Genomic DNA, 13,035 nt, shown 5'->3' with positions numbered 1-13,035 from the left:
TCTTTTTTACGCACAAAAGCCCCGTTCAGTTGAACGGGGCCTGGCCTTTCAAGCGCAGTCCATGTGGGAGCAAGCCCGCTCCCACAGTTTCTACATCTATCAGAAGTGGAAGTTGGTGCTCAGCAAAGCGGTACGACCGGCCGCCTGGTTGGCGAAGTGAGTCGAGAACGCCTTGTCGTAGTAGGTTTCGTCGGTCAGGTTCTGCACGTTCAGTTGCACGTCGACGTTCTTGGTCAGCTTGTAGGCCGCCATCGCGTCGTAACGAACGTAGGAATCGACCATGGTGGTGTTGGCGGCACTGCCGAACACGTCATCGACATAGAACGCACCGCCACCGATGGTCAGCCTTGGCGTGACCTGATAGGTCGTCCACAGGCTGGCGCTGTTTTTCGGCGTGTTAGGCAGTTCGTTGCCATCGTTGGCTTTGTTTGCCGGCATGTCGCCGCCATCGACTTGTTCACTGTCCATGTAGGCATAACCGGCGAAGACCTGCCATTTGTCGGTGAGCTTGCCGGTGGCCGACAGTTCGACACCTTGAACGCGGGTTTTGCCGACGTTTTCGTACGTCGTGGTGTTGGTCTGCACACGAGCGTTTTCTTTCTCGGTGCGGAAGATGTCGGCGGTCAGGGACAGACGATCATTCAGTAGGTCCCACTTGGTGCCGATCTCGTAGTTCTTGGTGGTTTCCGGCTCCATGTCGCTTTTCAGCAGGTTACCGTTGCGATCCGGCGTGCCGCCCAGCGGGTTGCCTTCCGAACCTTCGCCCAGGGTGTTGCCCGGTGGCGTGGCAGATGTCGCGTAGGACGCATAGATGCTGCCGTTTTCGGCTGGTTTGTACACCACGCCGAACTGACCGGTAACGAATTCGCTGGTGTCATCGCCTTTGGACGTGGTCACGCTGGAACCGTTGAAGGTTTTGTAGTCGGTGTCGAAATGGTCGTAGCGCAGCCCCATGTTCACCAGCCACTGTTCGGACAACGTCAGTGTATCGAACACATACAATGCGTAGGTGTTGGCCTTGGTTTCGGTGCCCGCATAGTTGCGCGAGATGGCGCCGCTCCACGGATCATTTGGAGTCGGGTTGGACAGCGAGGTACAGTTGTAACCGCTTGGCGCGCCGATCATTGCCGGCGAGCAGTTGGTGGTTACCGCTGCTGTTCCCGGGGTGGTGTCCGTGTTGACGTTGTACGAGGATTTTTCACTTTCCTCATGGGTGTATTCGACACCGGTGGAGAAGCTGTTCTTGAATCCGGCGATGTAGACATCACCAAACAGGTCGGTCTGGTTGGTGGTGGTCTCGGTGTTGCTCACGCGGGTGTTCGCCCGACGCCAGACACTGCCGTTGTTGACGTTGCCTTTACTGTCGTCCGGCTGGGTCAGGATGTAGTCCTGCATGCTGGAGCCGTGACGCAGGGTGTTCTTGATGGTCAGCGAGTCGCTCAGGTCGTGCTCGATGGCGAAGGTCGCCGTGTCGGTGCGGGTCTTGCGGAAGTCGCGATCGGTCAGGCCATAGAAATTGCTGCTGTCGCCGCCGTCATTCGGCTTGTCCGGGTTGGATTTGGTACGGGCGGCCGAGCCTCCGGTCGGGATGCTGTACGGAATACCCGAGTCCGGCAGGTCGTTGCTTTCGAGGTGGTAGTAGTCGAGGTTGACGCGGGTGTCGGTGCCCAGGCCGAAGGCCAGGGACGGTGCAACACCCCAACGGTCGTAGTTGACGCTGTCACGTCCGGCGACGTTGCTCTCGTGGCTCAGCAGGTTCAGACGGCCGGCGGCGGTATCGGTGAACTGGTAGTTGCCGTCAAAGGTGTAGCGCTGGGTCTGGTCGGAACCCCAGGTGAAACCACCGTCGAGCGAGTCGCCCAGGTGAGCTTTCTTGCTGACCAGGTTGATGCTGCCGCCCGCAGCGCCACGGCCGCCGATGGCGGAGTTCGGGCCCTTGCTGACTTCGATCGATTCAACGGCGAAGATTTCGCGGCTCTGGGAACCGGTGTCGCGCACGCCGTCCAGGTAAGTGTCGCCCTGGGCGTCGAAGCCGCGGATGAACGGACGATCACCCTGGGGGTTGCCACCTTCACCGGCACCGAAAGTGATGCCAGGAACGGTGCGTAGCGCGTCCTGCATATTGAGGGCGCCGGTGTCTTTGAGAACCTGTTGCGGAATGACGGTTACCGAGCGCGGCGTGTCGATCAGCGGCGCGGTGTACTTGGGCGAGGAGGCTTTCTCTACGTTGTAGGTTGTCTCGTCCTGGGCTTCGCCGGTGATGGCGGTGGCGCCCAGCGAAATCACTTTGTCAGGGGCTTTTTCGTCGGTTTTTTCCGCCGCGAAAACCATGTGGCCCGCAGACCCGGCAGTTATCGCCATGCCGATGGCCGATGCGAGCAGACGTGGTGAACTGACCGGTACTTGTGGTTGTTGACGCGACATTTGAATTCCCCTCCCCAAGGATTTGAGGCCGCGGAATATAGTGTAAATAAGTATTTGTAACAATTGCGAAATATTGCTATTCGCACTGAATTTACAATCTTTACAATTTAACCTTACGGTTTCTGCTGACTCATTCGTCAGATGTGTTTTACACAGGCAATAAGAATCAATACCATTGGCATTCCTTTGGTTTCAGGTGCCTTTGTCATGCTGCTGCACATTCCCGGCCTGTTTGAAAAAGACGAGGTGCAGCGCATTCGCGAGGCTCTGGAGCAGGCCGATTGGGCTGATGGCAAGATCACCGCCGGCTACCAGTCGGCCAAGGCCAAGCACAATTTGCAGCTGCCCGAAGGGCATCCGCTGGCCAAGGAGATCGGCGCGGCGATGCTGGAGCGGCTGTGGAAAAATCCGCTATTCATGTCAGCAGCCTTGCCGCACAAAGTCTTTCCACCGTTGCTGAACTGTTACACCGCCGGTGGCAGTTTCGACTTCCATATCGACAACGCGGTGCGTCAGCCCAAGGGCGGCATCGAGCGGGTGCGCACGGATTTGTCCGCCACGCTGTTCTTCAGCGAGCCGCAGGATTACGACGGCGGCGAGCTGGAGATCCAGGACACCTTTGGCACTCAACGGGTGAAGCTGCCTGCCGGCGACATGGTGCTTTACCCAGGCACCAGCCTGCACAAGGTCAATGCGGTGACACGCGGAACGCGACTCGCCTCGTTTTTCTGGACGCAAAGCCTGGTGCGTGAAGACAGCCAGCGCACCCTGTTGTTCGAGATGGACGGGGCCATCCAGCAACTGACCCGCGATGTGCCCGATCATCCATCGCTGATCCGCCTCACCGGTACCTATCACAACCTGTTGCGGCGCTGGGTCGAGGTGTAAGTGGCGGATTTCCGTTTACGCCGCGAGGAAATGCTCGACGGTGAGCGCCTGCGCGCGATGCTCGACGAAAGTCCGGCCCGGGCGGCCCAGGCGATTCTGATCGCGGCCCGCGAAGACGTCCTCGATGCGCAGGCGTTGCTCGGGCAGATTTTGCTGGACGGGCAGGGCATTGCTCAGGATCGGCCGCTGGCACTGCGTTGGTTCGATATCGCCGCGCGACGCGGGCATGTGATGGCGCGCAACATGCTCGGCCGTTGTCATGAGCATGGTTGGGGCTGTGCTGCCGATACATCGCTAGCGGCCAGGCATTACCGACTTGCCGCCAGTGCAGGGCTGGATTGGGCGATGTACAACTACGCCAATCTGCTGGCGACCGGTCGCGGGGTGGTTGAGGACCAGTTTCAAGCACTGAGTCTCTATCGCCGTGCGGCTGAGTTGGGCCATGCAAAATCGATGAATCTGTTGGGACGGTATCTGGAAGAAGGGCGGGTTTGTCCCGCGGATCCGGCTGCGGCTCGTAACTGGTATCGACGTTCGGCCGAGGGTGGGGATTTTCGCGGGCAGTTCAGCTTTGCAGCGGTCTTGACCGACGAAGGGAATATCGAGGATGCGTTGCTCTGGCTGCACAAGGCGCTGGCCGGGGGAAATCTGAATTTTCTGCGGGTGGCGAGTCAGGCGCTGATGGGCGCGACCGATCCGAGGATTCAGGCACTGGCCGACGATTACGCTCGCCGCTGCGCCGATCTGCAGCGAACTCAATCCATGTAGGAGCTGCCGAAGGCTGCGATCTTTTGATCTTGCTTCTAAAGGTCAAAAGATCGCAGCCTTCGGCAGCTCCTACCGAGGCGAATTTCAGGCACAAAAAAACCCATGACATGTCATGGGCTTTTGTTTTCTACGCAGTATTTACACGTAGAACGACTTCAGCGGCGGGAAGCCGTTGAATTCAACAGCACTGTAGCTGGTGGTGTACGCACCGGTCGACAGCCAGTACAGGCGATCACCGATGGCCAGGTTCAGCGGCAGGCCGTACTTGTAGTTTTCGTACATGATGTCGGCGCTGTCGCAGGTAGGACCGGCGATGACCACTTCTTCCATCTCGCCTTTCTTCTCGGTCCAGATCGGGAACTTGATGGCTTCGTCCATGGTTTCGATCAGGCCGGAGAACTTGCCCACATCCGTGTACACCCAACGCTCGACGGCGGTACGGGATTTACGCGCAACCAGCACCACTTCACTGACCAGGATGCCGGCGTTGGCGATCAGCGAACGGCCTGGTTCCAGGATGATTTCCGGCAGGTCATCACCGAAGTCTTCCTTCAGGAAACGGATGATTTCCTCGGCGTAGGTTTCCAGGCTGTTGGTGCGGGTGATGTAGTTGGCCGGGAAGCCGCCGCCCATGTTGATCAGCTTCAGGTGGATGCCGTCTTCTTCTTTCAGGCGCTCGAAGATCACTTTGACCTTGGCGATCGCGGCGTCCCAGACGCTGATGTCGCGCTGCTGCGAACCAACGTGGAACGAGATGCCGTAAGGCACCAGGCCCAGGTCGCGAGCGAGGATCAGCAGGTCCATGGCCATGTCGGTCTGGCAGCCGAATTTGCGCGACAACGGCCAGTCGGCGGTGGTCGAGCCTTCGGTCAGGATGCGTACGTAGACTTTCGAGCCCGGAGCGGCCTTGGCGATGTTGCGCAGGTCGGCTTCGGAGTCGGTGGCGAACAGGCGCACGCCCTTCTCGTAGAAGTAGCGGATGTCCTTGGACTTCTTGATGGTGTTGCCGTAGCTGATCTGGTCGGCGCTGACGCCGCGATCGAGCACTTTGTCCAGCTCATAGATAGAGGCGATGTCGAAGCTCGAGCCTTTCTCTTTGAGCAGGTCGATGATTTCCACGGCCGGGTTGGCCTTGACCGCGTAGTAGACCTTGGCGAATTCGAAACCGGCGCGCAGGTCGTCATAGGCCTGGCTGATCATCGCGGTGTCGATCACCACGAATGGGGTTTCCTGTTTGTCGGCGAACGCCTTCATTTTCTGAAAGGTTTCACGCGCGAAATAGTCTTCGACCTGGATCGACATACCTGGGAGCTCCTAAAGGCAAACGTTGTTAATCAATGGGTGCAAATGAACGTCCTCCGTATCCCCACTTTGGTTCGCCTACTTCCCAAGGCATGTCGCCGAAAGCAAAAAGGCCATGGGAAGTGCAGCTTTCCCTTGGCCTTGCTGTCTCGTCGTCAGTACTTGAGCCGGATGGATCGTTTCCAGCATGGACGTTCGGCGCGAACTTTAGGGCGTGAGGGGCTTGAGATCAACAAAAAATGTCGCGTTTTTGCACTCTTCTGACGCGCGTTGCGGACATCACTCTTTGTAACCGACCCAGATGACAGTCGGATGTTCCCGAGGAATTATGAAGTGTTAAGAATACCTGCACGTTCGACGCTTTTGTGCGCTAAGTCGCTAGTGAATACGATAGCGTCAACATCGGCGACGTTGGCTGCGAAAAGGTGCGTTGAGAGGGGATTTGGCTATTCCGTAGCGTGTTTTCGGACTGATTTTGCAGACGCTACTGTTGATATTTTTTTCCGGCCTGCGAATCACTGGAAAATTGCATGGAACCTGTGGGAGCGAGCTCGCTCCCACAGGTTTTGTATTTTTACCGGGTAATGTGAGCTGTCAGGCGACCACTGCCTCGGCAGGCGACACGATGTTGGTCTTCATTCCTCGCGAACGACCTGAGCTCAAGTAACCTGCAATCGACTCCTGCGTCACCTCACCCAAAAACACCCGCTCGGCATCCATCACCGGCAACCACGCTCGATTGAATTCGTACATGCGCGACAGCAGGATGCGCAAATGTTCGTCGTACGCCGCCGTGGCATTGAACTCGCGTTGGTACTGTGCGCAGGTGCCGGTCTGACGGTGCAGGTCGCGACGTCGTACGTAACCCAGGGCTTTATTCTCGGCACAAGTGACCACCACATAGCGTCGGTCATGCTCGTCCATCAACTCCAGCGCTTCAGCCACCGGGGTTTGCGGGCTGACGGATGGGGCGTTGTCCGCCGCGTCTTCGGCTTTCACCAACAGCAGACGCTTGAGCGTGCTGTCCTGGCCGACGAAGTTGCTGACAAACTCATCCGCCGGATGCGCGAGCAGGGTGTCCGGGTGATCGATCTGCAGCAGCTTGCCGGCGCGGAAGATCGCAATCTTGTCGCCGAGCTTGATAGCCTCGTCGATGTCGTGGCTGACCATGATCACGGTCTTGTTCAGCGCCCGCTGCATTTCGAAAAATTCGTTCTGGATCATCTCGCGGTTGATCGGGTCGACCGCACCGAAGGGTTCGTCCATCAGCAACAGCGGCGCATCGGCGGCCAGTGCGCGAATCACGCCGATCCGCTGTTGCTGCCCACCGGACAATTCCCGTGGGTAACGATGCAGATACTGCTTGGGTTCGAGCTTGATCATGCTCATTAACTCGCGGGCGCGGTCGTGGCATTTCTGTTTATCCCAGCCGAGCAGTTTCGGCACCACGACAATGTTCTCCTCGATGGTCATGTTCGGGAACAGGCCGATCTGCTGGATCACGTAGCCGATGTTGCGGCGCAGGGTCACTTCGTCGAGGCCGGTGGTGTCTTCGCCGTTGATCAGGATCTTGCCCGAGGTCGGTTTGATCAGGCGGTTGATCATTTTCAGCGTGGTGCTTTTACCGCAACCCGATGGCCCGAGGAACACGCAGATTTCGCCTTCATTGACGGTCAGGCTTACCGAGTCCACGGCTTTCACATCTTTGCCGTTGCTTTGGAAGGTCTTGCTGAGGTTTTGAAGTTCGATCATTTCAGGAGTCCTTTTGGAGTCAGCGAACGTTGCAGCCATTGCAGAAGCAGGTCGGCGAAGATGGCCAGCACACTGACCAGAACAGCGCCGACAATCAGCATCGACATGTCGCTGCGGCTGATGGAAGCGAGGATGAGTACGCCCAGGCCGCCGGCGCCAATGGTGGCGGCGATGGTCATGACGCCGATGTTCATCACCACGGCCGTGCGCACTCCGGCGAGGATCACCGGCACGGCGATGGGCAGTTCGACCATGCGCAGGCGCTGGCCGAAGGTCATGCCGATGCCGCGGGCGGCTTCGCGGATGCCCGGTTCGACGCTGGTCAGGGCCAGGTAGGTGTTACGCATGATCGGCAGCAGCGAGTACAGGAACACCGCGGTAATCGCCGGCATCGGCCCCAGGCCCTGGCCGAACTTTGAGTAGAACGGCAGCAGCAGGCCGAACAGGGCAATCGACGGCACGGTCAGCAGCACCGTGGCGCTGGCTTGCAAGGGGCCGGCGAGACTCGGGAAGCGCGTCATCAAAATGCCCAATGGCACGCCGACCAGAATCGCCAGGGTCACGGCAATGCCGACCAGGGTGATGTGTTGCCACGTCAGGTGTAAGACCAATGGCCAGTCGAGATGGGAAAAGGCGTTCAGGAATTCCATGACTTTTCCTCCTTAATTGATCGGGTGTTGGCGCAGGAAATCGGCGGCGACGGCTGAAGGACTTTGGTGCTCGACGTCGACCCGGGCGTTGAGTTCGCGCATGGTGTTGTCGTCGAACAGTTCAGCCAGCGGCTTGAGCTGAGCGGCTAATTGCGGATGCGCATCGAGGTAGGCCTGACGCACCACCGGTGCGGCGGTGTAGTCGGGGAAGTAGTGCTTGTCGTCTTCCAGCAGTTTCAGCTTGAAGGCGTTGAGGCGACCGTCGGTGGTGTAGACCAGGCCGGCAAACACCTGGCCGTTACGCAGCGCGGTGTAGACCAGGCCGGCGTCCATCTGCCGGATATTCTTGCGGGTCAGGTTCATGTCGTAGAGCTTGACCATGCCATCCAGACCGTCCGAACGGTTGGCGAACTCGGTATCCAGCGCCACCAGATTGTTGGTCCCGGCTTCCTTGCGCAGCACCGTGTTCAGCTCACTGATGGTGTTGATCCGTGGGTATTGGTCGGCGACGTTCTTCGGCAGGGCGAGGGCGTAGGTGTTGCTGAATTTCGACGGGGTGAGCCAGACCAGGCCTTTTTTCGCGTCGAGTTCTTTTACTCGTGCGTAGGACTGTTCGCTGTCGAGTTTTTCAGTGACATGGTTGTAGGCCACCAGCGACACGCCGGTGTATTCCCAGAGCATGTCCAGCTGGCCGCTTTCGTGGGCGCTGCGGGCCAGATTGCTGCCCAGGCCGCCGGTCACTTGCACTTCGTAACCCTTGGTGCGCAGGTACTGCGAAGTGATTTCCGCCAGCAGGGTTTGTTCGGTGAACACCCGGGCGCCGATGCGGATCAAGGGTTTATCGGCGGCTTGGGCAAATCCTGCGAACAGCAGGACGCAGCCTAGTAAAAAGCTTGATGTTTTCATGACGATTCCTTTGCCGGGGCTTAAGACGGGCGCAAGCCGCGTTCGAGCCAGAGGCGGCTGGCGAGTGTCACCAGGCCGTCGAGCAACAAGGCCAGCAAGGCGGTGCAGGCCGCGCCGAGCAGTAATTGCGGCTGATTGTTCAGGGCAATCCCGGGGAAGATCAGGCTGCCGAGACTGTTGGCGCCGATCAGGAACGCCAGCGGCGCGGTCCCCACGTTGATCGCCAACGCCACGCGAACACCACCGATGATGATCGGCACCGCGTTGGGCAATTCGACTTTCCACAGCACCTGGCGCGGGGTCATGCCGATGCCGACGGCGGCTTCCTTGAGCGACCCCTGAACGTTTTTCAGGCCTTCATAGGTGTTGCGTACGATGGGCAGTAGTGAGGCGAGGAACAGGGCGAAGATGGCCGGACCGCTGCCGATGCCGAGGATGCCCAGGGCGATGGCCAGGACGGCAAGGGGCGGAACGGTGTTGCCGATGTTGAAGAACTGCATGAAGCGTTCGGCGCGGCCGACCATGGACGGGCGGCTGAGGAGGATGCCGGCAGGAATGCCCACGACAAGGGCGGCCAGCATGGAAGCGAGGACGAGAACCAGATGAGCTTGCAGATAAAACAACAAATCGTCGCGGTAAAGTTCGATCGTGTTGATGCCGATCCATTGGATCAGCAGGGCCAGAAGGGCGATTACCAGCGCGCCTCCTATCAGCCCTTTGCCATAGTGGATAGCCACAGGCGGACTCCTTTTTTCAGTCGGCAAACACTCTTTCGTGTGGCAACGCCATTCCTGGCTGCCGAAAAAATGATCGCGATAAGCAGCTCGAACAGGCCGGCAAAGCGGCATGCATCGAGCCATGAGCACAGCCTCGTCAGGCCGATTTGCAGGTGTTTCAGGCCCCCGACGAGTGGTCGTAACGGGGGAGTGGACGTCTCCGGGCTTTAAAAGGTTCCCATCTGCGGGAGCATTTGGCCACCCCTAATGTGCTCAACGGTTCGGTTCTTGGATCAACTTGGGCTATAATCTGCGCCCTTTTTTGAATCACCTGCCAGGCGATTTCCCATGACCAAACAGGCCGCCGAAGTCGCGAAACGCCGCACTTTCGCCATTATTTCCCACCCCGATGCCGGTAAGACCACCATCACCGAGAAGCTCTTGCTGATGGGCAAGGCGATTGCGGTAGCCGGTACGGTGAAATCTCGTAAATCCGATCGCCATGCCACCTCCGACTGGATGGAAATGGAAAAGCAGCGTGGTATTTCCATTACCACGTCGGTCATGCAGTTCCCGTATCGCGAACACATGATCAACCTGCTCGACACCCCGGGCCACGAAGACTTCTCCGAAGATACCTACCGCACCCTGACCGCGGTGGACTCGGCGTTGATGGTTCTCGACGGCGGTAAAGGTGTAGAGCCACGGACCATCGCCCTGATGGACGTCTGCCGTTTGCGTGACACGCCGATCGTCAGCTTCATCAACAAACTCGACCGTGACATCCGCGACCCGATCGAACTGCTCGACGAAATCGAAGCGGTCCTGAAGATCAAGGCGGCGCCGATCACCTGGCCGATTGGTTGCTACCGCGACTTCAAGGGCGTGTATCACCTCGCCGATGACTACATCATCGTGTACACCGCCGGTCACGGCCACGAACGCACCGAAACCAAGATCATCGAGAAGCTCGACTCCGATGAAGCCCGCGCCCACCTGGGTGACGAGTACGAGCGTTTCATCGAGCAGCTGGAACTGGTGCAGGGCGCCTGCCACGAGTTCAACCAGCAGGAGTTCCTCGACGGTCAGTTGACCCCGGTGTTCTTCGGTACGGCACTGGGCAACTTCGGTGTCGACCACGTCCTCGACGCCGTCGTCGATTGGGCGCCGCGCCCGCTGGCACGCGTGGCCAACGAGCGTACCGTGGAGCCGGTGGAAGAGAAGTTCTCGGGCTTCATCTTCAAGATCCAGGCGAACATGGACCCGAAGCACCGCGACCGTATCGCCTTCATGCGTATCTGCTCCGGCAAGTACGAAAAAGGCATGAAGATGCGCCATGTGCGCACCGGCAAGGACGTGCGGATCGGCGACGCGCTGACCTTCTTCTCCTCCGAGCGTGAGCAACTGGAAGAAGCCTTTGCCGGCGACATCATCGGCCTGCACAACCACGGCACCATCCAGATCGGCGACACCTTCAGCGAAGGCGAAACCCTGGGTTTCACCGGTATCCCGCACTTCGCCCCGGAACTGTTCCGCCGCGTGCGTTTGAAAGATCCGCTGAAATCCAAGCAACTGCGCCAGGGCCTGCAACAGCTGGCCGAAGAAGGCGCGACCCAGGTGTTCTTCCCGGAACGCAGCAACGACATCATCCTCGGCGCCGTCGGTGTGCTGCAGTTCGATGTGGTCGCCAGTCGTTTGAAAGAGGAATACAAGGTCGAGTGCTCCTACGAGCCGATCACGGTTTACTCGGCACGCTGGATCGAATGCAGCGACAAGAAGAAGCTTGAGGAATTCTCCAACAAGGCTGTGGAAAACCTGGCACTGGACGGCGGTGGTCACCTGACCTACCTCGCACCGACGCGGGTCAACCTGGCCCTGATGGAAGAGCGCTGGCCGGACGTGAAATTCCGTGCGACGCGTGAGCATCACTAAGCGCTGAGTTGAAATACCCAAAACCCCGTTTGTGAAAGCAGCGGGGTTTTTTGTTACCTGACGCAATCCCCTGTAGGAGCGAGCCTGCTCGCGAAGAATTCAGACCCGCCGTGTTTATTCAGGCAGCACGCGTCATCATTGATGACCATCGTCGGAACGCAGCCTGTCGCGGGCTAGAATCAATGCACTTGACCGCTGGCCGAATCACCTTGGCGGACCAGAATCTCATTGTCCTTGCTGATGGATTGCTTGATATTGTGACCGATGAGGCCTATCACCTGACCCTCCTGTGAATACGTCACCTCGACATACCCCCCGCCAACATACTCCACGCGATAAATACGCAACTGATCGACGGTTCGCATCGCGAAGGATTCAATCTCGAATAGATCCTCGACCCCAATTGATTTGGGGATCATATTCTCGATCGTGATATTTCCCGCGTCATGCAGGAACACTATTGCCCCGTCCGGGCGAGTGACTTTCACGCCGCCCTCTACCTTTTCCACCACATCGCCAGAAACCTGGGCGCCAACGAAGTTACCTTCGCGGTCTACCTGAACATTGCCCTCGCCTGCAGCCGTTTCAGCTCCTTGTGGGACTGTCTCAAACTCTACGTTTATTTTGCCTGCTTTAAGTTTGGTCATTGTGCTGCTCCTTGCAGTTGCCGGAATTGGCGGTGTTTTAGATTTCTGCCTTGCTGGCGCAACAAGCGGCCAGCGCGCAGCCAAAAACAGATCAGGAAATCTCAGGACTCACCGAACAGACTCCATCTAATGTTTTCTTCGCCGACGGTGACCCGGTCGGCGAGCAGGAAGCGGCTATGGCGGCGCTGGACATTCAGGGTCGGCATGATTTCGCCTTTTTCGAAGCGTTGGATCTTGTCGACGATGCCTTCGGCTTTCCAATAGCCACTCTGCGGGCAGGCCTGGCCGCTGTTGCAGGTCAGCCTGGGGTAAGGCTCCCGGATGAAATCGGAAGAGTCCGGCAGCGGTCGGCCGGAGGCGGGGTCGAGGAGTTTGGCCTTGGCCAGTTGGTTGATCAGTGCTTCGCTGGGCTTTTCTGGCGGGACGTTGGCCCGGCGGGCTTCGAGCCATTGGAGTTTGCCGTCCCAGGCAGGGAGCTTGGTCGGTGGTAGGGGGAGGATTTCGTTGATTTCGGGGACTTTGGGGTTGGCGTAGGAGTAGCCCGAGAGGATTTTCCAGATTTTTTTGTAGCGATCGGCGCGTTCGATGTCTTCCGGTTGACCAAAGTAATCCAGCTTGTCGGTTGGTTCCGGGCCGCGAAATCCATCATTTAACCAGGCAGCAGCGCTTTCATTACCTGCGGCTACGCCCATCTGGAATATTTCGAGTGCCTCCTTGTATTGCCCCTTGTTTTTAAGATGAATACCCAGATCGACAGCAGCCTCACCATCTCCCTGTTCTGCTGCGCAACGGCGCAACTGCCGCGCAACGTCCGGGGCAATGTTGATCGGCGCCAACTTGTCAGCGACATAGGCTTGAGCTAGCGCATTACCTTCATCGGCGGCTTTGCGGTAGTAACGCAACGCCATTTCGTGATCTTTCAGTAGTCCCGCCGAACCGTTCTGCAGGAAAATGCCGACAAAGTAATATCCCGTTGCCACTCCCGCGTTGATCAGTTGCTCACTCATGCGCAAATGCTCTTCGCCACGGAGTTTGAAAGTACCGCGCATC

General features: G+C 58.4%; 11 protein-coding genes. 3 read left to right on the top strand and 8 right to left on the bottom strand.

Annotation, left to right across the window (positions count from 1 at the left end; translation table 11 throughout):
* Positions 1-99: 99 nt before the first annotated feature.
* Entirely contained in the window at positions 100-2,424 is a 2,325-nt protein-coding gene (locus ACM6G4_RS06220) for a TonB-dependent receptor (protein WP_414913279.1), read from the bottom strand.
* Positions 2,425-2,631: 207 nt separating this feature from the next.
* Here ACM6G4_RS06220 and ACM6G4_RS06215 point away from each other — a divergent pair, with 207 nt between their 5' ends.
* Both ACM6G4_RS06215 and ACM6G4_RS06210 read left to right on the top strand, forming a co-directional pair.
* On the top strand, positions 2,632-3,312 hold the full coding sequence (locus ACM6G4_RS06215; RefSeq protein WP_414913278.1) for a Fe2+-dependent dioxygenase: 681 nt from the start codon (positions 2,632-2,634) through the stop codon (positions 3,310-3,312).
* A gap of 30 nt (positions 3,313-3,342) precedes the next feature.
* Entirely contained in the window at positions 3,343-4,080 is a 738-nt protein-coding gene (locus ACM6G4_RS06210; protein WP_414913298.1) for a tetratricopeptide repeat protein, read from the top strand.
* Between the two features lie 138 nt (positions 4,081-4,218).
* On the opposite strand, the gene ACM6G4_RS06205 is transcribed toward ACM6G4_RS06210, so the two are convergent.
* The 5 genes from ACM6G4_RS06205 to ACM6G4_RS06185 form a co-directional block, all read right to left on the bottom strand.
* Positions 4,219-5,382 (bottom strand): type III PLP-dependent enzyme, encoded by a 1,164-nt coding sequence (locus tag ACM6G4_RS06205; protein WP_150727471.1) that lies wholly within the window; start codon positions 5,380-5,382, stop codon positions 4,219-4,221.
* Positions 5,383-5,976: 594 nt separating this feature from the next.
* Entirely contained in the window at positions 5,977-7,134 is a 1,158-nt protein-coding gene (locus ACM6G4_RS06200) for a betaine/proline/choline family ABC transporter ATP-binding protein (RefSeq protein ID WP_414913277.1), read from the bottom strand.
* Positions 7,131-7,784: an ABC transporter permease gene (locus tag ACM6G4_RS06195; RefSeq protein WP_056728273.1), complete on the bottom strand. Its 654-nt coding sequence runs from the start codon at positions 7,782-7,784 to the stop codon at positions 7,131-7,133. Before ACM6G4_RS06195 ends, ACM6G4_RS06200 begins: the two co-directional genes overlap by 4 nt.
* A gap of 12 nt (positions 7,785-7,796) precedes the next feature.
* On the bottom strand, positions 7,797-8,690 hold the full coding sequence (locus ACM6G4_RS06190; RefSeq protein WP_056728278.1) for a glycine betaine ABC transporter substrate-binding protein: 894 nt from the start codon (positions 8,688-8,690) through the stop codon (positions 7,797-7,799).
* A gap of 20 nt (positions 8,691-8,710) precedes the next feature.
* Positions 8,711-9,427, bottom strand: coding sequence for an ABC transporter permease (locus tag ACM6G4_RS06185; protein ID WP_056728281.1), 717 nt, complete (start codon positions 9,425-9,427; stop codon positions 8,711-8,713).
* 327 nt (positions 9,428-9,754) lie between these two features.
* Here ACM6G4_RS06185 and ACM6G4_RS06180 point away from each other — a divergent pair, with 327 nt between their 5' ends.
* Complete coding sequence (locus ACM6G4_RS06180) at positions 9,755-11,338, top strand: peptide chain release factor 3 (protein WP_414913276.1); 1,584 nt, start codon at positions 9,755-9,757, stop codon at positions 11,336-11,338.
* A gap of 179 nt (positions 11,339-11,517) precedes the next feature.
* On the opposite strand, the gene ACM6G4_RS06175 is transcribed toward ACM6G4_RS06180, so the two are convergent.
* Together ACM6G4_RS06175 and ACM6G4_RS06170 are read right to left on the bottom strand one after the other, a co-directional pair.
* Positions 11,518-11,985: a hypothetical protein gene (locus tag ACM6G4_RS06175; protein WP_414913275.1), complete on the bottom strand. Its 468-nt coding sequence runs from the start codon at positions 11,983-11,985 to the stop codon at positions 11,518-11,520.
* 101 nt (positions 11,986-12,086) lie between these two features.
* Positions 12,087-13,035, bottom strand: a 949-nt coding sequence (locus ACM6G4_RS06170) for a sel1 repeat family protein (RefSeq protein ID WP_414913274.1), incomplete at its 5' end; no start/stop codon positions are given.

The sequence above is a fragment of the Pseudomonas sp. IT-P258 genome (assembly GCF_949767825.1).
GTDB classification, from domain to species: Bacteria; Pseudomonadota; Gammaproteobacteria; order Pseudomonadales; family Pseudomonadaceae; genus Aquipseudomonas; species Aquipseudomonas monachiensis.
The sequence above is the reverse complement of the archived record's forward strand: the minus strand, read 5'-3'. Positions and strand labels throughout refer to the sequence as shown.

Excerpts from the sequence above, each read along its gene's own strand:
- ACM6G4_RS06220 (WP_414913279.1), bottom strand. The coding sequence starts at position 2,424 with ATGTCGCGTCAACAACCACAAGTACCGGTCAGTTCACCACGTCTGCTC.
- ACM6G4_RS06215 (WP_414913278.1), top strand. The coding sequence starts at position 2,632 with ATGCTGCTGCACATTCCCGGCCTGTTTGAAAAAGACGAGGTGCAGCGC.
- ACM6G4_RS06210 (WP_414913298.1), top strand. The coding sequence starts at position 3,343 with ATGCTCGACGGTGAGCGCCTGCGCGCGATGCTCGACGAAAGTCCGGCC.
- ACM6G4_RS06205 (WP_150727471.1), bottom strand. The coding sequence starts at position 5,382 with ATGTCGATCCAGGTCGAAGACTATTTCGCGCGTGAAACCTTTCAGAAA.
- ACM6G4_RS06200 (WP_414913277.1), bottom strand. The coding sequence starts at position 7,134 with ATGATCGAACTTCAAAACCTCAGCAAGACCTTCCAAAGCAACGGCAAA.
- ACM6G4_RS06195 (WP_056728273.1), bottom strand. The coding sequence starts at position 7,784 with ATGGAATTCCTGAACGCCTTTTCCCATCTCGACTGGCCATTGGTCTTA.
- ACM6G4_RS06190 (WP_056728278.1), bottom strand. The coding sequence starts at position 8,690 with ATGAAAACATCAAGCTTTTTACTAGGCTGCGTCCTGCTGTTCGCAGGA.
- ACM6G4_RS06180 (WP_414913276.1), top strand. The coding sequence starts at position 9,755 with ATGACCAAACAGGCCGCCGAAGTCGCGAAACGCCGCACTTTCGCCATT.
- ACM6G4_RS06175 (WP_414913275.1), bottom strand. The coding sequence starts at position 11,985 with ATGACCAAACTTAAAGCAGGCAAAATAAACGTAGAGTTTGAGACAGTC.